Source organism: Bacillus sp. 01N45 (genome assembly GCF_056399205.1).
On sequence record NZ_JBFTQW010000004.1, the window covers coordinates 392,122 to 418,819 of the forward strand.

Below are 26,698 nucleotides of genomic sequence, written 5' to 3' on the forward strand. Positions count from 1 at the left end.
TAGCAAGAAAATTCTAAAAATAGTTTCTTTCTTCTGAAATATTAGGAAACTAATTTCGATTGCTTTACAATGAAACTAGTGAACACGAAAGGGGAAAGAAAATTGGAGCAAAAATTATATTACACTGACGCTTATAAAAAAGACTTTACTACGAAAGTCATAAAGCAAGATTATGATAAAGACGGTAACTTATACGTTGTTTTAAATGAAACAGCATTTTATCCGACAGGTGGCGGACAACCGCATGATACTGGCACATTAAATGATATCGATGTAATCAATGTAGAAGAGATACATGGAGAAATTCGTCACTTCATTGTAGAAAAATTACATACAGAAGAAGTAGAAGGTAAAATCAATTGGGAGCGCCGTTTTGATCATATGCAGCAACATGCGGCTCAACACATTTTATCTGCTGCTTTTTGGGACCATTTTAACATACCTACGATTGGATTCCACCTTGGTAAAGAAACGGTAACAATTGATTTAGAAACAGAAAATCTTCATGCAGAAATAGTTGAAAAGGCGATAAAAATTGCAAACAAAATTGTTTTTGAAAACCATCCAATCCGTACCCTGTGGATGAATTTAGAAGAAGCGAAAACGTTACCTCTTCGTAAAGAACCGACTATAACAGAAAATATACGTGTTGTTATAATTGAAAACTTCGACTACAACGGCTGTGGCGGAACGCATCCGAAACGTACAGGTGAAGTAGGTCCTATTCAAGTACTAGGATGGGAGCGCAATAAAGGCGGCATACGATTAACGTTTATAGCTGGCTGGCGCACACTACAACTTATGGGGCAACAGCAACAAATTATGAAGGATGTTTCTAAACAATTAAACAGTAGCGAGAGTGATATTCCAGCAAAAGTAGCACAACTGCTTACTTCTCAAAAAGAAAACGAAAAAGCAATACAAACAATGAATGAAAAATTATTATTTGTAGAGGCAAATGAACTACTTCAACAGCCTACGGAAATACATGCTGGCATACTTATTTCTAAAGTATTTACAAATCGCTCTATGCAAGAAATCGCAAAACTTTCTGCCATTATTACAGAACAACAAGAGCATGCCATTACATATTTCGTTATTGAAAATGAAGACAAATTACAATGTATCCTTGCTTGCGGAAAAACAGTCACGCTCGATATGAATGCTCTTTTAAAAGAGGCACTTCCTACAATTGAAGGAAAAGGTGGCGGAAATAAAAAGAGTGCTCGCGGCGGCGGAAAAGCGGTTATGACCGGGGACGAATTTTTAAATCAACTTGTTTCTTCTTTACAGTCAGAAGTGTAAAACATGTTTATGAAGGATAGCTAACTGCTATCCTTCAACTATATTTACAAGCCTATATTTTGTTTCAAGCCTTGATAACTCCCTGCACTTGCAAAACCTTCACTTATAAGAGTTATAAAAGTTTCCGAAAAACCATATTGACTTAAATCTTTAATCGGTACCATTTGCACATCTTGAATTGGATTATGATCAAACTCATTAGAAGGTAGCGTAATTTCACCTTCAATCCTTTCAAGCAGAAACGTAATATGTAATAAAGATGGACTAGCATCTGGTTTATCACAAACATAGAGTAGCTTCTTAATTTTAACTTCTAATCCTGTTTCTTCTCTCATTTCTCGAATCATCGCTTCTTCTAACGTTTCACCATTCTCTACCCTTCCCCCAGGTAAAGACCAATTGCGATTAGCAACTTTTTGCTTTACTAGCAATACTTTTTCATCTTCAATTAAAATTCCCGTAACACGAACTTGCATTACACTTTCCATATGTAATCTCCTCTTCCCGTTATATTTACAAATTAATCCTTCCACAAAAAGAACATACGTTTTATAATTAAAGAAAATTATGGAAGAAAGAAGTTGTTACATCTATGCGTCCACCTTTAACAAAGTCTATATCACTTGAAGATTTCCAAAACTTTTATTGGTTAAAAGCAGAACTCCAAACATTTTGTCGTGAGCATGGTTTGCCACCTAGTGGCTCTAAGATTGAAATAACCGAGCGTATCTCACATTATTTACATACTGGTAAAATATTAAAAAACAACTCTCGTCAAAAGGTGAGTAAAGCTTCCCTCTCTTATAAAGAACTTTCTCTTCTAACGATTATTACTAACAATCACCGCTGCAGCGAAGAAGTTCGTGCTTTTTTCAAAGAAAAAATCGGAGCAAACTTCCGCTTTACAGTAGCTCTTCAAAAGTTTTTTAAAGAGAATGTCGGAAAAATATATGAAGACGCGCTAACGTTTTGGTATGAAGAAAACGAACGAAAAAAAGATCCTACATACAAAACAACTATTAGCGCGCAGTTTGAATACAATCGTTTCACTCGCGACTTTTTCGAAGATCCAAATAACAAAGGGAAATCAAAAGCTGATGCTATCGCTGCTTGGAATGAAATAAAAGCACAACCTGGTAGCAATGCTTATGTTCCTCAAAAAGTAGAAAACTAGTTCTTTTCTAGTCTTCTACTTTTTCAAATAATAGCGCTAACCCTATTCCACCACCAATTCCTAACGTCGCAATTCCATACTTCATATGCTCTCTTTTCGCTTGATAAAACAAACGTGTCACAAGCATAGCTCCAGATGCACCGTACGGATGACCGAGCGCAATTGCACCACCATTTACATTTAATTTTTCGAAAGGAATTTGTAACTCCTTTGCACAAGCAACAACCTTTGAAGCAAATGCTTCATTTATTTCAAAATAATCAATGTCCTCTACTTTCATATTCATTTCGTTTAATAATTTGTTCACCGCAAATATCGGACCAGTCCCCGGAAGATTTGGATCCACTCCAACTACAGCACTGCGGACGAAACGAAGAACAGGCTTGTATCCTAGTTTTCGGGCTTGCCCCTCTTCCATTACAAGAACAGCACATGCTCCGTCATTTACACCGCACGAATTACCTGCCGTTACTGTACCATTTTGTAAAAATGCGGGCTTAGTTCTTTTAATCATTCTTTCATAATTCATTTCTCGTTTTATAGCCTCATCTAAAGGTCCATTAAAAGAAAGTATTTCATCTTGTAAATATCCATTTTCTAATGCTTGCAGTGTCCGTTTATAACTAAGGCAAGCATACTCGTCTTGCATTTCTCTCGTTACATTATAACGCTCTGCAACATATTCAGCCGCCACTCCCATATTAGGATCACCAATTGTTTCTGGTGAAAATCGTGCTCTATTTTGAAAAGTTGATGTACTTGTACTCTCTACTCCTCCTGCAATATAACAATTACCTGCGCCGCCTTGAATGAAATGACATGCGGTGCGAATCGCTTCCAATCCGGCACCACATTGCCGATCAATCGTTACACCAGGAATATGATAACCAAGTCCTGCCGCTAAAGCAGATAATCTTGCAACATTCCCTCCCGGCCCCACAATATTCCCTAATATGACATCGTCTATTTCTCTCTCAATCCCTTTACTTAAAAACGTAAGAAGCGGCGTTACTAATTGCTGAACTTCATAATCTTTCAACATCCCATTTTTCTTACCAATAGGTGTCCTTTTCGCTTCTACAATAACCGCTCTATTCATATATCTTCTCCCGGTTTTCAATCATATTTTTTGCTGCAATACGAGCGATTTTCCCACTATCTGTATACGGTATTTCATCTACAAAATGCCATTCTTTCGGTATTTTAAACGAGGATAATCGTTGTAAGCAAAAACTTTTTAATTGTTGCCTCGTAGCACTTCCTTTTACAATGGCGACAGGTTTTTCACCCCAGTAACTATCTTTCACACCAATTACAACTATTTCATCAACAGCTGGGTGTTCATGTAATACACTTTCTATTTCTTCTGGAAAAATATTAATTCCTCCAAATAAAATCATGTTCTTCTCTCTACCCACTATGTATATAAAGCCTTCTTCATCTTCATAACCTACATCTCGCACTGTCATCCAGCCATCCGTAGTCAACTCTGGAACTAAAACCTTATCCAATATGTAGCCCATAAAAAACTGATCACTTTTCACATAAACAGTTCCTATCTCGCCTTTCTGTACTCCTTCTCCTGCTTCGTTACATATTCGAACTTGAACATTGTGACAAGGTTTTCCTACTGAATTTGGCCTTCTATCGCTCTCTTCATCAACAAGTGCTGTTACAAAACTTAGTTCCGATGCACCGTAAAATTCATATTTTTGCGCATAAGGAAATATACTCTTTATTTTTTCTTTCGCTTCAGCTTCCCATTTCGCTCCTGACGAAATAATTTTCACCCCATTTTCTATTACTCTATTTTCTTTATATAAAGATTCTAGCATTGTCGGAACTGTATACATGACCGAAATATTTTCTGTTTCTAACTTTTCCAGTACTTGATCTGGAATAAACTTTCTCATAATATGCACCGTTTGCCCTACATATAATGCACTTATTGCGCCGTATAAAAAAAGAGAATGAACGAGCGTCCCAGCTATTAAAATAGAATCTTCTTTTTTCATATGAAAGTCATGTATATTGCAATCAAAACTATGAACCCACGATTGTTGTGCACGTAAAAATGCTTTTGCCTTCCCAGTCGATCCTGATGTAAATCCCATATAAAACGGAGCATGTTGTACATCTTTTACAGGGGCATATGCAGGCAGAGAGTTCTCTATCATTCTTTTCCACTCATCAATTTCAATTACTCTTCCTTCTTCATCCGGTAAATCCTTTACCTTATATCGCTCTGTCACAATCATAGCCGGATTACTGATCGCAATTCTTTCTTTGAGCTCATCCTGTTTCCACTTTATATCTAACGGCACACAAACCCATCCGGCCATAGCAGCACCAGCAAATAGTTGTAAAAACTCCATACTATTTTCTAATACAATTGCTATTGTTTTATTCTGCGATTCTTTTTCATTCAACCAGTTTGCTACTTTACACACTGACTCAAACCATTCTTTAAATGTTAATACTCGATCATTTTCCTTTATTGCTATTTTATTTGTTTGTAAAGAGGCATACTTTTTATATTCTTTTGTAATCCCCATTTGAGACGTCCTTTCTTTACAAAATAATAAAAAGAAACACGCAATGAACGTGTTTCTTCTCTTTCTTATCCCGCATTTGTATATTTCCCACTCTTGAGAGCAGGCGTAATAATATGTTTCAATGAACGATGTAATTTCGTTACAAGAATTGCTGCTATAATCGCTTTTATGCAATCACCTGGTAAAAATACGGCACTTACTTTCATCGTCTGCCATATAGAAACATCCATAAAGAAAGCTTGTACAATGATACCAAATACATAAACTACGAAAATACCACCAATTATATTAATACATAATACCTTTATTATAGAAACTTCACGTAAACGCTCAATTAAATAACCAATGACAAACGCTCCAACGATATAACCAAGTAAATATCCTGCACTTGGCCCAACAAATACGCCTGGACCACCGCGTCCACCAGCAAGTAATGGTGCTCCAACTCCAACTATAAGTAAGAAAATAAGCTGACTTAATGCACCAAGACGTGATCCTAACAATCCACCAGCAAGCATAACACCGAGTGATTGTAATGTAATCGGAACTGGTGTAATAGCAAGAGCAATTGGAGGTATTAACCCTAACACTCCCATAATAGAACTAAATAAAGCGACGAAAACTAAGTTTTTTGTATTCATATTTGCTTCTCCTATTTGTAAACTTAAAATGATTTTCAGATAACATATTATAGGAGTTATATTATCTTTCTATTTAGTCTTTGTCAACTTGTTTTAAATATAGGTTTACAAATATTTTTTCAATTATTTCTCTTTATGCAAATGCTCAAGTTCTTTCCGAAGCGCCTGTTTTAAAAACTTCCCAACAGATGTTTTCGGTATTTCTTCCATAAATACAATATCATCTGGTAACCACCACTTCGCAAACTGTGATTTTAAAAACTCATATATTTCTTCTTTTGTTACTGTACTATTTTTCTTTTGAACGACGCAGGCAATTGGTCGCTCTTGCCACTGCGGATGAGGAACGGCAACGACAGCTGCTTCAAATATAGCATCATGTGCCATTAATGCATTTTCAAGGTCAACTGAAGAAATCCACTCACCTCCGCTTTTAATAACATCTTTCGTACGGTCAACAATTTTCACGCAGCCTTCCTCGTCAACCGTAACGACATCTCCTGTATATAACCAACCATCACGAAAACCTTCGACAGTACGTTCATCGTTATAATAACTTTCAGCGATCCATGGTGCTCGTAAACATAGTTCTCCCATTTCCGTACCATCCCACTTCACTTCACCGTTTGTACCGACTACTTTCATCTCTACACCAGGGACAAGATACCCTTGTTTTGAGCGGATTTCTAATTGCTCTTCATATGATAATTCTGTTTCATAACTTTTTAAACGTGCAAGTGTTACGAGTGGGCTTGTTTCAGTCATACCATATGCATGTACGAAAGGAACATTATATTTTTGCTCAAATGCTTTAATAACGCTTTTCGGTGCAGCAGCACCACCGCATAATATTCTCGTTATACTAGATAAATCGTAACTATTATTTTCTAACTCTTGTAATACACCGAGCCAAATTGTCGGCACACCTGCTGCTATCGTTACTTTTTCAGCTTGAATCATCTCTAATAAAATTTTTGGAGTAAACATTGGTCCTGGCAGTACTTGTTTAGTTCCAAACCAAGTAGCTGCAAAAGGAAGCCCCCAAGCGTTCACATGGAACATCGGTACAATTGCCATCGCCGCATCACTTTCCGATAAAGCAGCTGTATCCGCTAAACCGAGTGCCATACAATGCAATACAGTACTACGATGCGTATATACAACACCTTTTGGGTTTCCTGTAGTCGCTGACGTATAACACATACCAGCAGGTGTATTTTCATCAATATCTTTTACAAATTGGAAAGTTGGATTGCCTTCTTCTAATAGCTTTTCATAATGATATACAGGTTCTAGCGTAGTATTGGGAAGTTCATCTTTATCAGTCATAATAATGTAGGCTTGTACAGTTGATAATTGTGATTGAATATTTTCAACAAGTGGTACGAGATCTTCATCTATAAGTAGAATTCGATCTTCTGCGTGCTGAATAATGTATGAAATATGTTGAGGAGATAAACGAATATTAATTGTGTGTAAAACGGAAGCAATACCAGGAATAGCAAAATACGCTTCCACATGTCGATGATGATTCCACGCTAACGTTCCTATACGCTCGCCTTCTTTAATCCCAAGCTTTTGTAACGCACTAGAAAGCCTTCTCGTCCTTTCACCTAACTGCTTATACGTTAACGTCGTAACTGTATCATGTGTCCGTGAAACAATTTCTTTCTTTGAAAACAGTTTTTCTGCTCTTTCCATCATAGAACTAATTGTTAACGGTACATTCATCATCATATTGGTTATATCCCCCTTTAAAGCGTTTTCATTTCGTTCATTATAACAGACTTCTACAAGTGATTACGACATTTTTCCGTATTTTCTGAATTATTTCTTTGGAAATAATTCAGAACGATAAAAAACATGTTTTGAATACATTGATTCGAAACATGTTTTTTATTTTTTATAAACTATCTACCTTTTTTCTTACTTTCTTTTTCATTTTAAAAATAATACGATTGCTATATTCTTTATTCTCTACTAAAATTCGATATATCTCCCACACTCCTACAACACGAACAAAAAGATAGACTCCAATCGCAATAAGTACAACACAGTACGGATAATACTGCACTAATTCTCCTGAAATGATATGCTTTTTCTCAAATAAAAATGGTATCGCTCCTGCTGCTATAAAACAAAATCCAACGATCATTACTGCAGCATACTTCTTCTTAATTACTTCATATCTTTTTGTCAATTCTTTTAGAAAGTTTTGATCAAATAGTAGTTCTTCTTTTTTCAATACATTGTATCGACTCTCTTCTATCGTTGCCGGTACCATCATTGCTCCAATTCCAAGGACAGCAATGATAATGACAAGAAATGTCGACATTGTTGCATTTTCTTTAAATAATAAATACGGTATTGTCGATAAAATGAGCAAACTAAATCCTAACGCAATATATTTAGAAATTTTTTGCCCATACACTATATACCCTTCTGCCATTTCCTGACTTACGTAATAGCCCTCCACATTTTCATTACTTTGCTCAGCAGTTTCTTTTAATAAATAGTCGAGTGATACTTCAAATACATTTCCAATCATTATTAACTTTTCAGTTTCAGGAAAACCTTGACCGTTTTCCCATTTACTAACCGCTTGCCTTGTTGTGTTTAATTTTTCAGCTAATGCTTCTTGAGAAAGGCCCTTTTCCTTTCTTAATTTAAAAAGCTTTTCACCAAATCCCATATGTTTGTCCCCCTTTGTTTTCTTAACTAAATTGTATGTAAACATTACCCTTATCTCTATCTTCCTGCAGTTGCACTTTGTAAACTTATGGTTGCGATTGTGTTATATAGCCGTTTTCTATACGATTTAGCTAGTTTTCTTCTATGATTATGGCGTTAATAAAATACCCTCTCCCAATAACCAATTATAACAATTAAAGGTAATTACTGTCACAAAAAAAACAAAAACTCCCTTATTCATTTAAAGGAGTTTTCGATATGAAGTATTCCAATAAGGGCTAATTTGTCTTCCCCATATTGATTCACAATTTCTTCTATACATTTTTGTATGTCGTGCAACGATTAATAAGCATCCCACACAGTATATGTTGTCATCTCTTTATATAAGGACATACTCATATATATATGTAAATTATTACTCCTCTAACTTCCCTAATAAAAACACTTCTCCATAATCATAACGGCTTCTGCTTAAACTTTTCATAATGTCGTACTTTTAATAAAAGGATATTCCCACAATCTGTACAAATATAAGCATCTACTGGTGAAGATGTGAACATCGTCTCCTTTTTCCGTATTTGTGCATAACCGACAAACTCCCCTTCTCCTATGTTATGAGAACCACAATTAGAGCATGTCTGCACGTCTTCCTGTTTCATGAGAGCACCACCTTTAATCTGTTTCCACTCCCTTCGACAGTTAACTTCCATTTCCCTTCCAAAAAACCTCTTATTCTCTTACATTTCAACAGGAATCTCCGAACAAACATCGTATATGTACTATGAAATATATTTATTGACGGAGGAATATTATGAGTACAATTATGACACTCAATGCAGCTCAAGAAATTGAAAACGCAGAAATACATATGCTCTCTTCTAGACTACAAGCACTACAAGCGTTAGCTGAAAATCCAATGCAAATACAAATGAAAAAGTTCGGAAATGCCACTGCCTTTTCATCAAAAATAATTTTTGGTCCTGCTTTTAACACAGTAAAAGGCGTTACCTTTACAAATACAGATGAGATAGATGAAATCATCTCTTATTATCAATCCCTACAAATCCCTTGTCGTTTTGAAATTACACCCGCTCAAGGTACAGCTGAATTATTTCAATACTTATCTCAAAAAGGATTTTACCAATCCAGCTTCCATACCGCTTTATATAGTATACCGAGAGAAGATCCATCCCTACTTACTTCTAACATTTCAGTACGCCAACTAAAAGAAAATGAATTTCATATTTTTACAGACATATATGTACGTGGATTTAACATACCACCCTTTACAAAAGATGGCGTACGCCAAAATAACGAAATTCTCTACAATAAACCTGGCTGGCATTTTTTCATAGCCGAAGTTCAAAATACTCCTGCAGGCATTGGTGTCCTGTATATAAATAATGGGATTGCTTCATTAGCTGCTTCTGCTACTTTGCCAGAATTTCAGCGTAAAGGCTGTCATACTGCCTTAATTCAAAAACGAATAGAAAAAGCCCTAGCGAAAAACTGTCATTTAATAGTCGGACAAGCAAGGTTCGGTACCGGAAGTCAAAATAATATGGAACGTGCCCATATGAAAATTGCTTATACAAAATCAATATGGACTGCAAAAGACATGTAATTTACATGCTTTCTCTTCTCATTACAATTTTATACATTTCATGACAATTCCTTTTCTATCCTATTAATCATTTGAATATTCAAACTAGATTTGTTACGCTATTACTAGATACATCATTCAACTTGCAACATGAAAAGAGAATTCTAATCAAACTACAAGGAGGAGAAATGTATGACTAAGAATGATCATGGTTTAAAGGAAAAAGTAGAAGGTGCCATTGATAAAGTAAAAGGTGAAGTAAAAGAAGTTGTCGGGAAAGTAACTGACAATAAGAAATTACAAGCTGAAGGAAAATGGGATAAAGTGAAAGGCACTGCTAAAGATACGGTTGGTAATGTAAAAGAGAAAGTACATGAATATAAAGAGCATAAAGAGAATAAATAAAAAAGAACTAGGATATATGGTTGTGCAAGTAGGGAGTTACTAGATCCTAGAAAAAAGAATTTGTATTTTATATTTACCCATAAAATCATTTTAAAGACAAATAGATGCCTCAAGGCATCTATTTGTCTTTAAATAACTATTTTACTTCTACTGTATAATTACCTAATAGCTCAGGCTTTCTCTTACTAACATAGTGCATTTGCTAGAGTAAAAGATTACTTTGTGAAATTTGGTTTTAGGTCACCTGTATACGGTTCATGCTCAACAAAGATTTTTATATCTTTTCCATTCGCATCTTTCCCGATTCTTGTATACGTAAATTTCTCTTTATTTAGCTCAGTCAGTTCAAGGACCGCACCATATTTATTATTTCCTAACGAAACGTGAGCCCTTATTTTATTACCATGTACAACATCAAAGAAACCATAGTCTCCACGACTTTCTCCTGTATTCGCATTGAAAAACTCGTATTTATTTGTATTTTTATCGTATTTTGCTAGACTGATTAAGTTTGAGTTGTATTTTGTTACATCATTACCCTGTTCGTCTAATACCACCGTTCCATTCCATAGTGTACTAGATAAAATTTCATCTCCATCAACGTCTGTAACTATTTTCCCCGTCGAGCTTTCCAACTTTTTATCAGGTCGCGTGAAAGAAAGTTCTTTTCCATGGTAAGGAACATGTTCAACAAACACTTCTACATCGTTCCCTTTTGCATCTTTTCCCATTCTTTTATATGTAAATTTCTCCTTGTCTAATTGCGTTAATTCAACAACTGCTTGATAATTTTGCGTTTCAGAAATTAACACCCTTTTCTTTCCATCATTCGTTATAAAAAAGGTACCGCTATCATTACGACTCTCTCCTGTACTTGCATTAAAAAATTCATACCTTGCAGTTTTAGCATCATATTTTGCAAGCCCGATGAAATTTTGATTTTCTTTCGTTACATCATTATGATCTTTGTCATAGACTTTTGTCCCTTTCCAGTTTGTTTCACCAAGTATGCTAGCTAGTAGTTGCCCTTTCGTTTGTTGAATTTGCTCGGTTTCTTGTATTGCATTGTATAAAAATTGTGCGTACTGTTCACGCGTCACATCCATACTTGGAGCAAATTTCCCTCCTCCTACTCCTTTTGCAATATTATTTGTTTGAACAGCACTAATTGCATTTCTTGCCCATGAGTTCGTTGCAACGTCATTAAAAGTATGATCACTCTTTGCCTTTAAATGAAAAGCATTTGTAAGAACCTGTGCCATTTCTGCGCGTGTTAAGGATGCCTTCGGTCTAAAGTTTCCATGCTCATCCCCCTTAAAAACACCCATTTCTGTTAAAGATAAAATTTCCTTTATATAGCTTGTTGAATCTTCACTTACGTCACCGTATGGGTTTTGATAATTTTTGTTTTCTTCCATATTAAAATAACGATACATTAAAGCTGCAACTTGTTCACGTGTTACGTTATCTCCAAAACCAAATCTTCCATCATCATAGCCAAAAATGATTTTCTCACCTGCTAATTGCTGAATCGCCTCATATGCCCAGTGCCCCTTTGGAACATCTTTGAATACACCAGTATGATTCGTGTTTGGTGTAACCTCTTCTGCTTTCACCTCTCCACTCGTTTCACTTAATAAACTTCCACCTAAAACTGCTGATATGATACATGTTTTTAAAATTGTTTTATTCATAGCTTCCCAATCCCTTCCTTCATTTAACAAAGAATTACACCACTTATCTTCCAAAAGAAGATTCTATGTGAGCAATTCATGTTTTAAATTTTGATTACAGCTAATTGGATACAAAGGGTTACACATCCAAATTTCTTCTTTGTAGTATCCATAGCTGCTATATATAGGAATTATAAATAGCAACTATAAATTGCCTATAAATAAATTATTAAAAAAAGATAAAATTAAGATAATATATTTTTAATCTCAATCTAAAAAACGTTATTCTTTCTCATCTAGCTTGTTAAGAAAGAATAACGTTTTTAGTTCTAGGGTTCTTTTTGACAAAAGAAATGAAACTTTATTTTATATGCCCAAAAACAACTTCACGGCCTTTTCCAAACAGAACATCGGAAAAAGCCGTGGCATAATACTTATTTTATAATTGACGGAATACGGCCAAAATGGCTCTTTTTACTTCCCTTCATTCTTCTCTAACACATACAAATCTTCTTCAATATTAGATAGTTTCTCTGTTACAAGCTTTCTAGCATCTCCAATTGCTTGATTGTATGCAAACGGTCCTACTAATTTAATCATTTCTTCTATTAATCGCTCTGCTTGGAAACGTCCAATTTCATCTAAATCTTCTTCAACGAAAAATTGCTGAATTTGTGCCACAAGCTCTTCTTTTTTATCATTAGGTATTTTTATATTCATCATCATTTGTTACTCCTCTATATTTAAGTTAGTCCGTTTCTTAACTCTACCATAGAAAAATGCTTTCCAGGACAACTTTTTGTAACGCCTTCTAGCTCCCTATGACCAAGTATATTTTCTTTCTTTATAGCAAACTGCTTCATAAACATTTTACATAAAGAATATAATGCATTCATTTGTGCGGTAGTTGGATCATATTTATCAAAATTACCCGTCATACATATTCCAATTGTATCCCTATTATTATCTTTCGCATGTGCTCCAATATGTAAACCTCGCCCTTCGACTACAGTTCCATCTTCTTCAATAAAATAATTGTAACCGATCCCGCTCCACCCTCTTACTTTTTGATGAAATTCATGTGTTTTATACACATCCCATCCATCTTCGGATGTATGGTGGATAATCAGTTTATTAACTTTCTCTAAAGGAACTAATTCATCTTGAAATGTTAAATTAAAACATTTAATTTCCATTTGAACATCCTCCCCTTAAAAATCAATGATCATAATTGTTTTATCATCTGGTCTTATTCTCTTTTCCCCTTCTAGCTCTTCAATGATTGCTACATATTCACTTATACTATTCTTTCTTATATATGCAACAGTTTGTTCAAGTGGCCAATCTGGGTGGAATAATCCGTCTGAACAAATAAAAATCCCACTCACTTCATCTATATGTAGTTCACCATGTTGTAAATAATGTATCGCTTCTTTCATTCCATTTGCAACAGAATACCCGTCCTGCATATTTGCAAGATAACGATTATATTTTAACTGTTCTCGCACATCTTGAAAAACATGTTCTTCTGGTACAGTTAACCCTTTATTACGGTCTTCTTCCCTCTTTTTTTTTGCTCGTTTACTAATTCCTTCAACCGTGTCTTGCGTTAATACTTGCATCGTTCCATTTTGAAGTATTGCGACAATCATACAGTCCCCTAACTGTGCGTATTCAATTTTCTCACCATCTATTTGAACTGCCGCAATACATGTACACCACAAATGCTCTTTCTTTCTCGTATCTACTTCATACTCTAACATTTTGCTTTGCAATGCTTCATTTGCTTTTGCAACGGCAACTTGCAAACTATGATTTTCACGTAATGAAGCAAAATAACTTGCAAATAAATGCGAAGCGATGTATGCTCCATTATGTCCCTTTTCATCACGAAACGGGACGAGCGGTGTTGCACCATCACATACACCATACATCTTTTTTTCTTCATTACAAAAATAAGAATCCTCACATTCTTGCTTCAACGGGCTTTTCTGTTGATACGTTTTTATCCTCATATCTGTATCCCCTTTCAAATAAGAAAATACTCGAATTCTTTTGATTAATCTAATTTTCCGAAATAAACTGTTTTTACCCAAAACTTTCAATATCATATATAATCTTGAAATAATATGAATTTTTTAGTGAAGGACGGGAAAGAAATGGTCAGATTTCTTGGTGTTATTATCGGTTCTATTATTATTGCGATTGCATTTAATCTTTTCCTTATCCCCCACAAAATTTTAAGTAGTGGAATTGGCGGAATTGCTATTATTTTAGGGATTGTAACTCCTGTAAACACGGGTATTATTAACTTTGTATTAAACTTACCTATCCTTATTTTAGGTTACATAGGTCTTGGAAAAAAAGTGATTTTTAACACTGTTATCTCTGTTATTGTATTATCTGTTGCATTATACTACGTTCCAGTAAAAGTCGTAGCAACAGACCCACTTTTATCATCTATCTTTGGTGGTGTCATTGCCGGAGCTGGTATCGGCCTTGTTTTTAACTGTAATGGATCAACTGGTGGATTTGATATTATCGGTATGCTATTGTCTCGAAAAAGAGACATTAAACTTGGTGGATTCCTTATTATTTTAAATGCAGTCGTTGTAATAATTGCAGGATTCTTCTTCACTTGGGATGTTGCTCTTACAAGCTTACTTTCAATTTATGTAACTGGTAAAGTGATCGATGCTATTCATACGAAACATCGAAAGGTTACACTTATGATTGTAACAAATGAAGCAGAAAAAATGAAAAAACAACTCCTTTCAACTGTTGTACGTGGAATTACATTACTTGATGGCGAAGGTGCTTATTCCAGCGAAAAAAAACGTGTACTTATGACCGTCGTTTCTCGTGAAGAATTAGCAAGTATGAAATTAACAATTTCCGAAATTGACCCTCATGCATTCGTTAACATTACCGAAACGGTTGAAGTATTAGGATTGTTTAGAAAAGGTTAAAAAACTAGGTGGATTTCCACCTAGTTTTTATTTTCCATAAATTCAATTCGATTTCCGAACGGATCTGACACATAAAATCTAATTACATCTGGCCGTGCATGATCATCTATTACTTCAATGCCTTGCTTTATTAACTCTTGTTTAAATTCATCAATTTTTAAAACATAAAAAGCTGGATGCGCCTTTTTAGCTGGATTGAAGTTTTTCTCAACTCCGATATGAATCTCTTGATTTCCACACTTAAACCAGCACCCACCACGCTTCTTTAATTCCTCCGGCTTCGGTATTTCCTCCATACCTATTTTATTACCGTAAAACTCTCTTGCTTCTTCTTCACATCCTACAGGCGCAGCTACTTGCACATGATCGATACCTTGAATATAATTTCTCATTTTCTCTCCCCCCTCTTCTACCCTAATGTTATAAAGAAAACCTACTTTTGTAACTTACAAAAGAGTTATAAAACAATATAAGCTCCCCTTATTACCACCTTGTACTCACTTTGCAAAAAATAAAGAAAACAAAATTTATTATATAACTTCCATTTTTTATAGAAATACACATTACATCTATATTATAGTTATGAATAGACAAATCTTTTTAGATGCTATTTGTACGGAGGAACTATTATGAGTCGTAAAAAATATTCATCAACTCAAAGAAAACGTCATCCGAACATTTCTAGACGTTTGCGAAACCATATACAAAATCGTTCATTAACAGAAATGTACGCATCTCTGTTCGAACACAATCCTGATAGTATTATTTCATTAAATTTAGAGGGAGTTATACTACATATAAATCCTTCTGCCGAAAAAATATTAGGTTACACTTCTTTAGAATTAGAACAGAAAAATATTACCTCTATTTTAGAAGCTCGTATTTCTGAGCAAGTATTACAAAATATAAAGAATACTGGAGCGGATAATCAACAAGAGTATATCTTATCAATTTATCATAAAAATGGATTCTTATTAGACGTCGTGACAAAACTAGTTCCTATTTTTGTCCAAAATCGTCTAACTGGCGTATATGCCATTATGAAGCCTCTTGAAAAATCAGAAAGAATTGAGAATATGCTAAAAGAAAGTGAGAAGAGGTTACGTACATTAGTGAACTCCATGCCTGCGTTTGTTATATTTAAGGATCATGAGGGGCGCTGGCTTGAGGCAAATGACTACGCACTTTCTTGTTTCAATTTCCATCATGTACCTTACCACGGGAAAAAAGATAGTGAACTCATTCAATATAACGAAGCGTACCGAGAGGCTTTTTTACATTGTGAAGAAGTCGACGAACTAGCATGGCAACAAAGACAAATTCTTCATGGCGAGGAATTTATTATTCATAGAGATGATTTCGATCTAATCTTAAGTATATCGAAAGTTCCACTTTATCATTCTGACGGCTCCCGTAAAGGTCTTATCGTAATGGGAAGAGATGTTACCGAGCTAAAAGAAACGGAAAAGTTATTACGAAAATCAGAAAAGCTCGCAGTAGTCGGACAACTGACAGCTGGAATTGCACATGAAATTCGAAATCCACTCACTTCTCTAAAAGGTTTTCTAACATTGCTACTCCCTGAAATAAATGAGGAGCAGAAATGGTATATCGATGTTATGTTAAGTGAGATTTCACAGATGGAATCTATCACGAGTCAATTTATGGCGATGTCTAAACCACAAGTATTATCTATCCAAACTTGTAACATACAAGCTTTAATTGAAGAGGTAGTTACATTTATTTTACCAACTGCTATTATGCATAGTGTTCATATCATTATGGATCATTTTGATTACAAGCATGATATTCAATGTGATGGTAACCAATTAAAACAAGTTTTTATAAATATATTAAAAAATGCGATAGAAGCGATGCCAAATGGCGGAAATATTTACATCCAGACAAAACCATTAGATGATACCTTCATTTTAATACGGATTATCGATGAAGGTTGCGGTATCCCAGAAGATCGTATCTCTCGTCTAGGTGAACCATTTTATAGTTTAAAAGAAAAGGGAACAGGACTAGGATTAATGATGTGTTACAAAATAATTGAAGAACATCATGGTAAATTACACATTTCAAGCGAATTAAATAAAGGTACGATCGTTGATATTCAGCTACCACTTTCTTCGTCTCATCTTGCAATTCAGTCGTAAATAAAAAAAGAAGCATCTACTAGTTGTTAGCAGATGCTTCTTTTTTAAAATGCTTTGTCATACCATTCTTTTGCTTTTTCTACTTCACTCATTGTTAATTGATGCCCTCTATTTTCCCAATGCATTGTTACATTAGCGTTTGCATTTTCTAATAGTACCTTTAATTCCTCTGACTCTCCTGATGAACAAATCGGGTCATTTGTCCCAGCAGCGATAAACACGGATTTCCCTGCTAAATTAGGCAATTGTGTTCCTCTTCTAGGCACCATTGGGTGATGAAGCACAGCACCTTTTAATGCATTTTCGTAATGGAATAATAAGCTTGCAGCAATGTTTGCTCCATTTGAATAACCGATAGCTACAATGTTATTTCTATCAAATTCATATGTTTTTGCAGCTTCATCTAAAAATTCATTTAATTCCTTCGTACGGAAAATTAAATCCTCTTCATCAAAAATGCCTTCTGCCAATCGGCGGAAGAAACGTGGCATGCCATTTTCTAATACATTCCCCCTAACACTTAATACAGATGCTTCCCGATCAATTATTTCTGCAAGTGGTAATAAATCTAATTCATTACCTCCTGTACCATGAAGTAATAATAACACTGGTTTTGACGTATCTTTTCCTTTTTGAAAAATATGTTTCATCATAATCCTTTTCCCCTTTCAATCACTTTTCGTCTAAATTTCTCACTTCAAATGGTAAAAGTGTTTGTTCAATTTGTTTTCTATGTGGTTCATATTGCTCCGGTAACTTTAATTCCTCACCCATCGTCTCTAACGATTCGTCATGAGCGAAACCAGGAGGGTCTGTTGCAATTTCGAATAAGATTTCCCCGTGTTCTCTAAAATAAATTGCGTTAAAATAATTTCGATCTTGTACAGGAGTTACGTGATATCCAAAACGAGACACATGCTCTTTCCAGTCTAGTTGATCATCATCGTTAGTCGCTCTCCAAGCAATATGGTGGACTGTACCAACACCCATTTGGCCACGCCCGATTGTCGATAGCCTCAAGTCAATAATATTCCCAATATCAGCAGAAGAACGGAATCGAACGAATTCACCTTCTTCTCCAATTTTCTCAAAACCCATAACATGCTCTAACAATTCAGCTGTTTTTTGAGGTTGTGCAGATAAAAGAACAGCACCGCCAAATCCTTTAATTGCTACTTCTGGCGTAACTTCTCCAAAAGTCCAATTATTTAATTCGCCTTCTTCTCTTTCTACTAATTCTATATGCAAACCATGTGGATCATCAAATTCTAAATACTGCTCTCCAAATCGAGTCATTTTTGTATACGAAATATCGAATTTTTCTAATCTATTTTCCCAAAACTCCATTGCGCCCTTTGGTACGACATAAGACGTAATGCCTACTTGACCGTCACCAATAATTCCTTGACGAGCACCTGCCCATGGGAAAAACGTAATAATTGTTCCAGGCTTTCCTCCTTCATTACCAAAATAAAGATGGTACGTGCCTGGATCATCAAAATTCACTGTTTGTTTCACTAAACGTAAACCTAACACACCAGCATAAAAATCTACATTTTCTTGTGGGTGTCCTACGATTGCTGTAATGTGATGAATTCCCATCATTTTCTTTTCCATTTTCTCCGCCCCTTTTTATTTCATTTTAAAAACTTGTATACATTAAAATTCATTATTCATTTTGTCCATACTGCAAAGTAAAATCCATCTTTATGATGTTATCTTTAATTCGAGATATAAGCTGTGAAATTACGCATTATCTTCTATATCACTGAATTCATCTCGAATTCGAGATAATTTCCAAAAAATATTTACTCCATCTGAAATCTTTATTCGGAAATAAATTATCTTGAACTTAAGATTTATTATAAGTTACTTACTTTTAGTTGTCAACAAGTTACTTATTTTCATTTTAAATCAAAAGAGAGTAAATGCTAGTTATCATTTACTCTCTTCGCTAATTATTTCGTTTCCTCTTCCAACACTGCTTCCATCTCATTAAATTCACGATGAATTGCTTTCACTGGTTCTTTCGTTAATAAACTTACAACAATAACAGCTAATAAGCTACAGAAGAATCCAGGTACCATTTCATACATAGTGGCTTTTAAACTTGGAATTTGTACCCAAGTAATAACAACTACTGCACCTACAATCATCCCAGCAAGAACGCCCCATTTGTTCGTTCTCTTCCAATATAAACTTAATAAAATAGCGGGTCCGAATGCTGAACCAAATCCTGCCCAAGCATAACCGACAAGTGTTAAAATTGTATCACTTGGATGATATGCTAAAACAACTGCAATCATAGCTACTACTAATACTGACAGTCTACCGATAAATACAAGTTCTTTATCACTAGCGTCCCGACGGAAAAATGTTTTATAGAAATCTTCCGTTACTGCACTTGAAATAACAAGTAATTGCGAGGAAATACTACTCATAATCGAAGCCAAAATAGCTGATAGTAAAAACCCAGTAATGTACGGATGGAATAAAATATTTGAGAATGTTACAAAGACCATTTCTGGGTCTTGTAATGTCTCATTATTTTTAGCGTAATAAGCAATACCAATTAGACCAGTAAGCATTGCACCTATAATTGAAATCGTCATCCAACCGATACCGATTCTACGAGAAGTTTTTAAATCTTTAATAGAGGTAATTGCCATAAAGCGAACAATAATATGCGGTTGCCCAAAATACCCAAGACCCCATGCTAAAAATGAAATAATACCAAGAATTGTAGTCCCTTTAAACATATCTAAACGCGATGCATCAACTTGCTTAATCGTATTGAATGTTTCTGTTACACCGCCCACATCTGTAAAAGCAACAATTGGTACTAATACAAGCGCAATAAACATAATACACCCTTGCACAAAGTCGGTCCAACTTACTGCTAAAAAGCCACCGAATAGTGTATAAGCAACTACGACACCGACAGTTACAAATAAACCAATTTTGTAATCAAGGTTGAAAGAGTTTTCAAACAAACGCCCACCTGATACTAAACCAGCCGACGCATAAAATGTGAAAAATACTAAAATAACGATAGCGGAGACAAAACGAAGTATTTTCGTACGATCTTTAAATCGATTCTCTAAAAAGTCTGGAATCGTAATTGAATCATTTGCCACTTCTGTATACGTTCGCAAACGCGGGGCAAGAATTAAATAGTTTGCATAAGCACCTATTAATAACCCTATCGCAATCCATACACTAGATAATCCTGTTGCATACATCGCACCAGGTAATCCCATTAGCATCCAACCACTCATGTCAGAAGCACCAGCTGATAAAGCTGTAACTGCTGGACCGAGTCCCCTTCCGCCTAACATATAATCTGATAAATCGGATGTCTTCTTATAAGACCAATAACCGATATACAACATACCTGCCATATAAATAGCAAGCGAAACCATAATCTCAATCTTCACCAAATCTCTCCCTTAGTTACATAAGCCATTCAAAATTTCGAAAAATGACTTTTTCTATTTTCTTGTTTTCGCTTATGGTTCCCTACCTTAACAAACATTTTTTGTTCTTTCAAGTGAACAAGCCCTTTTCACTACATGTGAAAACCTTTATAAACGTCTTTATCCCAGTGGATTACCCCGGTTTTAAAATAAATTAAAGTAAAAATATTCAGAAAATATAATACCTTATTTTCATTCACTTATCAGACAAATTTTAAAAGAAAAAAAGCCATACGAATGTATGACTTTTAATCTATTAAACATAGGTTATCTTCTATTTACTAGTAGGAAACAATTCTGAAAGAGGAACTATCCGCCCCACCTCATCTTTAAACACAATATGCTCTCTCGTTAAATGACGCGGGCTCTTTACTCCCGCTGCGGCCGCAAGTGAGAACAAACTATATCTCATGCTAACAACATAATTCATTACTCGCCATTTCTTCTCATACGGATCTAGCGCTTTTTGATAGTGCGGATTCGTCGTGGCAACTCCAGATGGACATTGTCCAGAATTACATTGAAGTGCCATTATGCAGCCACTTGCCATCATAAATCCGCGTGCTGAATTTACAGCATCTGCACCAATAGCTAAAGCAATTGCCACTTTATCTGGTGTAATTAATTTCCCCGAGGCAAACACTTTGAATTTGTCCCGAACATCATAATGATTCGCTGTATCAATACATGTCAGTAACGCTGGAATAAGCGGCATCCCCATACTATCTGCCATCGATTTATACGTTGCTCCTGATCCACCTTCTGAACCATCAATTGTAATGAAATCTGGATAGATGCTTAACTCTTTCATCCTTTTGAATAAATCTTCCAACGGCTCCTGCTGTCCAATTACAATCTTCATCCCAACTGGTTTACCGCCGTTTTCTTGCAAACGTTGAATAAAATAAAGTGTATCTGCTGCATTCTTTAAAAATGGAAATCGATTCGGTGAATTAATCGTTTCTCCTTTTCGCACATTCCGAACAGAAGCAATTTTCTCATTTACTTTTTGTCCCTCTAGATGACCACCACGTATTTTCGCACCTTGCCCAAATTTCAATTCAAATGCTTTAATATTGCTTTCTTTTGCTTTCTCCATAAATTTCTCCATTGAAAAATTACCACCCTCATCACGGTACCCAAATAAACCCGGACCAATTTGCGCAACGATATTCGCACCTGTATGTAAATGTTCTGGAATAATGCCACCTTCGCCAGTATTAATCCACGATCCGCCAGCCATCTTCGCACCAAATCCGCTCGCTAAAATATAATTTTCGCCAATCGCACCGTAAGAAGTCGCAGATGCCCCAAACATGCCATGTAGTTTCCACGGATATTTGCGGTTTTCACCGACGATAATTGCATCGTCTTCTTCATATAACCAAAGATTCGTTGTATCCGCTGTCAATTTTTCTCTTCGTGAAAATAACCCTTCTTTATGAATCACATACTTTTTCCCTTCACGTTCTTGCGTTACATTCACACTTAATTCATCTGTTAATATCGGAAATAATGTATTAGCAATATAATATCCAGATGCATCAAAATCTCGTTTTGATCCAAAACCGAGTATTTCTGAACGGTATTTTGCTAGAAACATTACACTTTGAAAATCATAACGTGAAAAGGGCTTTCCATCCGTATCATGATCAAACCAATATTGCCTAAATTCCGGTCCTATCTTTTCAAGTAAATAACGCATCCTTCCTAAGTATGGATGCAGCTTTAATATAGAATGATGCGTCCGTTTTTTAATAAAAAATGTAATAATAAAAAAAATGATTAATAGTAACATCAATAAGAGCAATATACTAATAATAACGAGTAGCGTTTCACTCATCCCGCTTCCTCCTATGAAAATCCATAATAAAAGGAGAACACCTGATGTGTTCTCCTTTTATCTTTATTCAAATTAACGTAGCAAGATGCTCTTTCGCATCATATTCAACTAAACTTTCAGCATTTTTAATTCGATGAACAAAATCTGGATTAGCTATTAAAGGTCTTCCGAATGCCACTACATCAATTGTTCCTTCTTGCAACGCTTCTTCAGCCTCTTTCGGATTTAAATTCCCTACTCCTACAATCGTACCCTCCCAATATTTTCTTACTAATTGATGAAAATTCTTTCCGTCAGCAATAACTGCTGTATAATTCATCGTTGAAGGGTGAATCATCGTTAATCCAACTTCGTTGAACATATTTACAAACGTTTCAATTGCAAGCTCAGGGTTTTCCCACATATAAGTTGGATTATCACCTTTGAAAGCAGAGAAGCGAAGAAGTGTTTTATCAGCCCCAACAGCTTCTATTACAGCCTCTGTTACTTCTTTCATAAACGTTAGCCTTTGCTTTAAATCTCCGCCGTATTTATCAGTACGCTTATTTGCGAACTCATAAGTAAATTGATCGATTAAATATCCGTGTGCACCGTGTATTTCTACTCCATCAAATCCAGCTTCGATCGCGTTTTTCGCAGCTTGTGCGTATTGACCAATCACCTCTTGTATTTCTTCTAACGTCATTGCTTCTGGCGTGTCGAACGGTTTACGAAAACGCGGAACATTTCCCTCTGCAGCGATAGCAGACGGTGCTTGTGGCATTTGCCCACCAATTATCTCGTGATGGCTCATACGGCCAACATGCCATATTTGAGCAATAATCGTTCCACCTTCTTTATGTACTGCCTCTGTAACAGGCTTCCACGAATCGATTTGCTCTTGTGTATAAATCCCTGGTACTCCTGGATTTCCTTTTGCTCTTGGGCTAATGACGATTCCCTCTGTAATAATTAAGCCAACTCCATCAGCTGCACGTTTTCTATAGTACTCGACTACATCAGTACCAACGATTCCTGTTTCATGATTCGCGAAACATCTCGTCATCGGTGCCATTGCTATGCGATTACGAAGAGACCAAGATCCAATTTGAATCGAGTCAAATAACTTCGTTTCTTCAATATTTTCAAAAGAACCCCAATCATTTATATTTGTTCCTTCATAAATACTTGCTGCTTTATTATTTGAACTTGTCATTTTTCTTCCCCCTAAAAAATTCTTACTATAATCGCATCATACTTACTTTTAGATAGTAACGTCAATTTATACGCTCTTATGTAGGAATATTCGCATAATAAAACTAACTGTTTTTTAACTTTAAGGGTTCTGGTATTCAAGACACTACTGTCTATTTTTATGTTCAGTAAGTGGATGAGGAAAATACTTGTTAAGTGGATGTTTTCTTTTCTTCTAGTTTTATTACTATAGAATATATTGGTAATTGTTTTTCAAACTATTTACTAAAAAAACGATTTCCATTGTACTATATTCAAACTTACAGTAACGAGGCTTCAATCATTCATTTGTTTTTTATTGTACAAACAAAATTTTAGGAACGAATAAAAGACTCCTACATAGTTGAACGTATTTTTTCTTATTTAACTTTTAGTAAGAAGGATAACAATGAAAACAAAAGCTATCGTTTCTAAACCCGAAAAAGATTTTAATATGCAAGAAGTATACTTAGACAAGATTAAAGACGATGAAGTATTAGTAAAAATTATCGCTTCTGGTATATGTCATACAGATGCAACAGTTTTAGACGGGACAATGCCCACACCAAAACCAGTTGTTTTAGGACATGAAGGTTCTGGTATCGTGGAAAAAGTGGGAAGTAATGTAACATCCGTTACACCTGGTGACCATGTAGTACTCGGATTCTCTTACTGTGGTCATTGTGAAAGTTGCTTAGATGGTAATGCTGCTGCTTGCGAAAATATGATTGAGTTAAACTTCTCTGGAAAAAACAAACGCCATGTAACACCTATACACGACCTTAGCAATAATGATATTTCTCAATTCTTCGGCCAATCTTCATTCGCATACCATGCCGTAGTTGATGAAAATAATGTTGTAAAAGTAACAAAAGATGTTGATATACGTTTGTTAGGTCCACTTGGTTGCGGAATTATGACTGGTAGCGGTACAATCTTACATTCACTACAAGCAAAACCAGGTAGTAGCCTAGTTGTATTTGGAACTGGCGCTGTTGGTCTTAGTGGCTTAATGGCAGCTAAAATTGCTGGATGTACTACAATCATTGCCGTTGATATTCATGATAGTCGTTTAGAATTAGCAAAAGAATTAGGGGCTACACACACGATTAATAGCTTAATCGAAGATCCAGTTGCCAAAATTAAAGAAATTACAAACGGTGGAGCTCATTACTCATTTGAAACAACTGGCGTAAATACTGTTACACTTCAATCCATTCAATGTTTACGAGTAAAAGGGACTATGGCAACTGTTGCTGTCGGTAAAAAAGATTTAACTATAAACGTAACAAATGAAATTGTCGTAAAAGCTATTACAATTAAAGGAGTAGTTGAAGGTGATGCAGTGCCACAACTATTCATTCCAAAATTAATTAATTTCTATCAAAAAGGATTATTCCCATTCGATACATTTGTACAATTCTATTCTTTTGAAGAAATCGCTCAAGCATTTGAAGATTCTAAAACAGGGAAAACGATTAAGCCGATTATCGTAATGGAGTAACATCTGTTTGCTTTCTCTTGATAACTAACATAAAAAAAGCCGTGCAAAAGCACGGTTTTTTCCCCATATACGTACATCAGCCTCGCCATTTATATTCTTTCGCGATTGATTTCTTAGTCCACATCGCCTAGTCTCCATCTCTGTCATTGCTCTAAAGAAGATAGGGAACAAATTCGTTTCCAACATGCAAACAACAAGCATTACGATAATAATTGCATATCTAACACATTGTTTTTTCTATTTATCCGTTCATCCCCATGAAAAAAGGAGCTGTCACATAGTCGAATTATCGACTATATGACACTCCTTTTTAGTTGACCGTATATGGCTAAAAATTCATTTATCTCTTTAATATAAAGAATATAAACAATTATTATCTCTTCACATATAAAAAATTCCTTAGCAGTAGAAGTGAGAATGGTTCAGTATTCTTCTAAAAATAATAACTTATAAACCTAAAACAATGAAAGCCCTACCTCTCTTTCATCCTTACGGCTCCTCGTCCGTGCCAGTGTGAATCAGGATTGCAAAAATCAAGAAACTATTCTATCGAAGTGTTTAATTAAACTTCGAATATTCGTAAAGAATTTAAAAAATAAAAATGGATTTGATTGTAGTAATAACAAAAGAGGTTAATGCTCTAAAAGTGGTTTGAAAGAATTGAATGTCTTTGAAATGATTAATTCTCTATAATTATGTTCCCAAAAAATTCAAAACCTTTTTTGGGATCTAATACATTATTTGTAATGAATCTTAACAAAAGCTTTTTATTTGACTTTCTGTGATACCTTCAATTAATCCCAGTTCACTAATCAAAAATTCGTGTGCGTTATCTAACATTTTCTTTTCGCTTGCATTAAGTGCTTTTTCTTTCTGCATACGTAATAAATCACGTACAACTTCAGCACCTTCTTGTATTTTACCCGTCTTTATTTTATCAGTGTTCAATTTATACCTTTGTTTCCACGTAAGTAATCTATCAGATTCTCCATGTTGAAAAATATCCAATATGTGTGCTATTGCCGTTATATCCGTGACTGGTCGTATATTTGAGCTCAATATTCTCCCTGCCGGAATCATTACTTCCATATTACTACCCGACATTTTTATAACATAATATTGTTGTTTTTCTCCTGTGATTTCCTTCTCTTCTATGGCTTTAATTATACCTGCTCCCTGCATTGGATAAACAATGTTATCGCCAATTTGAAACAAATAATCCACCTCCATATATGGTAACCTTCTCAATCTTAACACACAATCAATTTTTTAGCAAAATTTTTATTTTATCATAAAATTATTTTTAATGTCAATCCTTTCGAACTAAGAAAATAATTTCGTAAAATATCATTAAAAACCCGCAATCTTATTAACTTTTCCGCACATATATACATTCTAATTTCACCTTCTCTTTTTACATAAAAACACATTACTACATATAAATAGTAATGTGTTTTTTATACGGAATCGTTAAACATTCCCTAT

Annotated in this window: 25 protein-coding genes; 7 read left to right on the forward strand and 18 right to left on the reverse strand. The window is 35.1% G+C overall.

All coding sequences use genetic code 11. From position 1 onward, the window contains the following. Window positions 1-102 precede the first annotated feature (102 nt). Complete coding sequence (locus AC1DMU_RS12465) at window positions 103-1,305, forward strand: alanyl-tRNA editing protein (RefSeq protein WP_179196850.1); 1,203 nt, start codon at window positions 103-105, stop codon at window positions 1,303-1,305. 44 nt (window positions 1,306-1,349) lie between these two features. On the opposite strand, the gene AC1DMU_RS12470 is transcribed toward AC1DMU_RS12465, so the two are convergent. Continuing rightward, window positions 1,350-1,793: an NUDIX hydrolase gene (locus AC1DMU_RS12470; RefSeq protein ID WP_088064192.1), complete on the reverse strand. Its 444-nt coding sequence runs from the start codon at window positions 1,791-1,793 to the stop codon at window positions 1,350-1,352. Window positions 1,794-1,897: 104 nt separating this feature from the next. Between AC1DMU_RS12470 and AC1DMU_RS12475 the strand changes: the two genes are divergently transcribed. Further along, window positions 1,898-2,479 carry a DUF6434 domain-containing protein gene (locus tag AC1DMU_RS12475; protein WP_088064193.1) on the forward strand — a complete coding sequence of 194 codons (582 nt, stop codon included), beginning with the start codon at window positions 1,898-1,900 and terminating at the stop codon, window positions 2,477-2,479. Between the two features lie 7 nt (window positions 2,480-2,486). On the opposite strand, the gene AC1DMU_RS12480 is transcribed toward AC1DMU_RS12475, so the two are convergent. The 6 genes from AC1DMU_RS12480 to AC1DMU_RS12505 all read right to left on the reverse strand — a co-directional run bounded on the left by AC1DMU_RS12480 (window position 2,487) and on the right by AC1DMU_RS12505 (window position 9,025). Continuing rightward, a complete protein-coding gene (locus tag AC1DMU_RS12480) occupies window positions 2,487-3,578 on the reverse strand; it encodes an acetyl-CoA C-acyltransferase (RefSeq protein ID WP_088064194.1) in 1,092 nt (363 codons plus the stop codon). Continuing rightward, window positions 3,571-5,034 (reverse strand): acyl-CoA synthetase, encoded by a 1,464-nt coding sequence (locus AC1DMU_RS12485; protein WP_088064195.1) that lies wholly within the window; start codon window positions 5,032-5,034, stop codon window positions 3,571-3,573. Before AC1DMU_RS12485 ends, AC1DMU_RS12480 begins: the two co-directional genes overlap by 8 nt. Window positions 5,035-5,099: 65 nt before the next feature. After that, entirely contained in the window at window positions 5,100-5,675 is a 576-nt protein-coding gene (locus AC1DMU_RS12490) for a biotin transporter BioY (protein WP_001093321.1), read from the reverse strand. A 123-nt stretch (window positions 5,676-5,798) separates the two neighbouring features. Beyond that, window positions 5,799-7,412 (reverse strand): long-chain fatty acid--CoA ligase, encoded by a 1,614-nt coding sequence (locus tag AC1DMU_RS12495; protein ID WP_088064196.1) that lies wholly within the window; start codon window positions 7,410-7,412, stop codon window positions 5,799-5,801. 166 nt (window positions 7,413-7,578) lie between these two features. Next, the gene (locus AC1DMU_RS12500) at window positions 7,579-8,367 is read right to left on the reverse strand and encodes a helix-turn-helix domain-containing protein (RefSeq protein ID WP_088064197.1); all 789 of its coding nucleotides are present in this window, start codon (window positions 8,365-8,367) and stop codon (window positions 7,579-7,581) included. A 454-nt stretch (window positions 8,368-8,821) separates the two neighbouring features. After that, a complete protein-coding gene (locus AC1DMU_RS12505; RefSeq protein ID WP_048544090.1) occupies window positions 8,822-9,025 on the reverse strand; it encodes a hypothetical protein in 204 nt (67 codons plus the stop codon). A gap of 152 nt (window positions 9,026-9,177) precedes the next feature. Here AC1DMU_RS12505 and AC1DMU_RS12510 point away from each other — a divergent pair, with 152 nt between their 5' ends. Both AC1DMU_RS12510 and AC1DMU_RS12515 read left to right on the forward strand, forming a co-directional pair. Beyond that, the gene (locus AC1DMU_RS12510; RefSeq protein ID WP_476941508.1) at window positions 9,178-9,990 is read left to right on the forward strand and encodes a GNAT family N-acetyltransferase; all 813 of its coding nucleotides are present in this window, start codon (window positions 9,178-9,180) and stop codon (window positions 9,988-9,990) included. Window positions 9,991-10,161: 171 nt separating this feature from the next. After that, the gene (locus AC1DMU_RS12515; protein WP_016077378.1) at window positions 10,162-10,374 is read left to right on the forward strand and encodes a CsbD family protein; all 213 of its coding nucleotides are present in this window, start codon (window positions 10,162-10,164) and stop codon (window positions 10,372-10,374) included. Window positions 10,375-10,589: 215 nt separating this feature from the next. On the opposite strand, the gene AC1DMU_RS12520 is transcribed toward AC1DMU_RS12515, so the two are convergent. From AC1DMU_RS12520 to AC1DMU_RS12535, 4 genes are all read right to left on the reverse strand, one after another. After that, on the reverse strand, window positions 10,590-12,068 hold the full coding sequence (locus tag AC1DMU_RS12520; protein WP_142291796.1) for a DUF4822 domain-containing protein: 1,479 nt from the start codon (window positions 12,066-12,068) through the stop codon (window positions 10,590-10,592). A 453-nt stretch (window positions 12,069-12,521) separates the two neighbouring features. Beyond that, window positions 12,522-12,773 carry a DUF2164 domain-containing protein gene (locus AC1DMU_RS12525; RefSeq protein WP_001994665.1) on the reverse strand — a complete coding sequence of 84 codons (252 nt, stop codon included), beginning with the start codon at window positions 12,771-12,773 and terminating at the stop codon, window positions 12,522-12,524. Between the two features lie 17 nt (window positions 12,774-12,790). After that, the gene (locus AC1DMU_RS12530) at window positions 12,791-13,243 is read right to left on the reverse strand and encodes a peptidoglycan recognition protein family protein (protein ID WP_088064201.1); all 453 of its coding nucleotides are present in this window, start codon (window positions 13,241-13,243) and stop codon (window positions 12,791-12,793) included. Between the two features lie 15 nt (window positions 13,244-13,258). Then, window positions 13,259-14,062, reverse strand: a complete 804-nt coding sequence (locus AC1DMU_RS12535; protein WP_088064202.1) for a protein phosphatase 2C domain-containing protein — start codon at window positions 14,060-14,062, stop codon at window positions 13,259-13,261. A gap of 144 nt (window positions 14,063-14,206) precedes the next feature. Between AC1DMU_RS12535 and AC1DMU_RS12540 the strand changes: the two genes are divergently transcribed. Continuing rightward, window positions 14,207-15,016, forward strand: a complete 810-nt coding sequence (locus AC1DMU_RS12540) for a YitT family protein (RefSeq protein WP_000251342.1) — start codon at window positions 14,207-14,209, stop codon at window positions 15,014-15,016. 20 nt (window positions 15,017-15,036) lie between these two features. Here the strand turns inward: AC1DMU_RS12540 and AC1DMU_RS12545 are convergent, their stop codons facing one another. Then, on the reverse strand, window positions 15,037-15,408 hold the full coding sequence (locus tag AC1DMU_RS12545) for a VOC family protein (protein WP_001246939.1): 372 nt from the start codon (window positions 15,406-15,408) through the stop codon (window positions 15,037-15,039). A 237-nt stretch (window positions 15,409-15,645) separates the two neighbouring features. Here AC1DMU_RS12545 and AC1DMU_RS12550 point away from each other — a divergent pair, with 237 nt between their 5' ends. Next, window positions 15,646-17,178, forward strand: a complete 1,533-nt coding sequence (locus tag AC1DMU_RS12550; protein WP_088064203.1) for a BA3702 family sensor histidine kinase — start codon at window positions 15,646-15,648, stop codon at window positions 17,176-17,178. Between the two features lie 44 nt (window positions 17,179-17,222). Here AC1DMU_RS12550 and AC1DMU_RS12555 read toward each other — a convergent pair whose 3' ends face one another. The 5 genes from AC1DMU_RS12555 to AC1DMU_RS12575 form a co-directional block, all read right to left on the reverse strand. After that, complete coding sequence (locus AC1DMU_RS12555; protein WP_088064204.1) at window positions 17,223-17,831, reverse strand: alpha/beta hydrolase; 609 nt, start codon at window positions 17,829-17,831, stop codon at window positions 17,223-17,225. Window positions 17,832-17,850: 19 nt separating this feature from the next. After that, the gene (locus AC1DMU_RS12560) at window positions 17,851-18,795 is read right to left on the reverse strand and encodes a ring-cleaving dioxygenase (RefSeq protein ID WP_088064205.1); all 945 of its coding nucleotides are present in this window, start codon (window positions 18,793-18,795) and stop codon (window positions 17,851-17,853) included. 341 nt (window positions 18,796-19,136) lie between these two features. After that, window positions 19,137-20,615, reverse strand: a complete 1,479-nt coding sequence (gene putP, locus AC1DMU_RS12565; protein ID WP_048544125.1) for a sodium/proline symporter PutP — start codon at window positions 20,613-20,615, stop codon at window positions 19,137-19,139. 313 nt (window positions 20,616-20,928) lie between these two features. Continuing rightward, window positions 20,929-22,497 (reverse strand): FMN-binding glutamate synthase family protein, encoded by a 1,569-nt coding sequence (locus AC1DMU_RS12570; protein ID WP_088064206.1) that lies wholly within the window; start codon window positions 22,495-22,497, stop codon window positions 20,929-20,931. Between the two features lie 67 nt (window positions 22,498-22,564). Further along, window positions 22,565-23,692: an alkene reductase gene (locus AC1DMU_RS12575; protein ID WP_088064207.1), complete on the reverse strand. Its 1,128-nt coding sequence runs from the start codon at window positions 23,690-23,692 to the stop codon at window positions 22,565-22,567. 426 nt (window positions 23,693-24,118) lie between these two features. On the opposite strand from AC1DMU_RS12575, the gene AC1DMU_RS12580 reads away from it, so the two are divergent. Beyond that, window positions 24,119-25,213, forward strand: a complete 1,095-nt coding sequence (locus AC1DMU_RS12580) for an NAD(P)-dependent alcohol dehydrogenase (RefSeq protein WP_088064208.1) — start codon at window positions 24,119-24,121, stop codon at window positions 25,211-25,213. Window positions 25,214-25,966: 753 nt separating this feature from the next. On the opposite strand, the gene AC1DMU_RS12585 is transcribed toward AC1DMU_RS12580, so the two are convergent. Further along, window positions 25,967-26,428 (reverse strand): CarD family transcriptional regulator, encoded by a 462-nt coding sequence (locus AC1DMU_RS12585; RefSeq protein WP_170771247.1) that lies wholly within the window; start codon window positions 26,426-26,428, stop codon window positions 25,967-25,969. Between the last annotated feature and the right edge of the window lie 270 nt (window positions 26,429-26,698).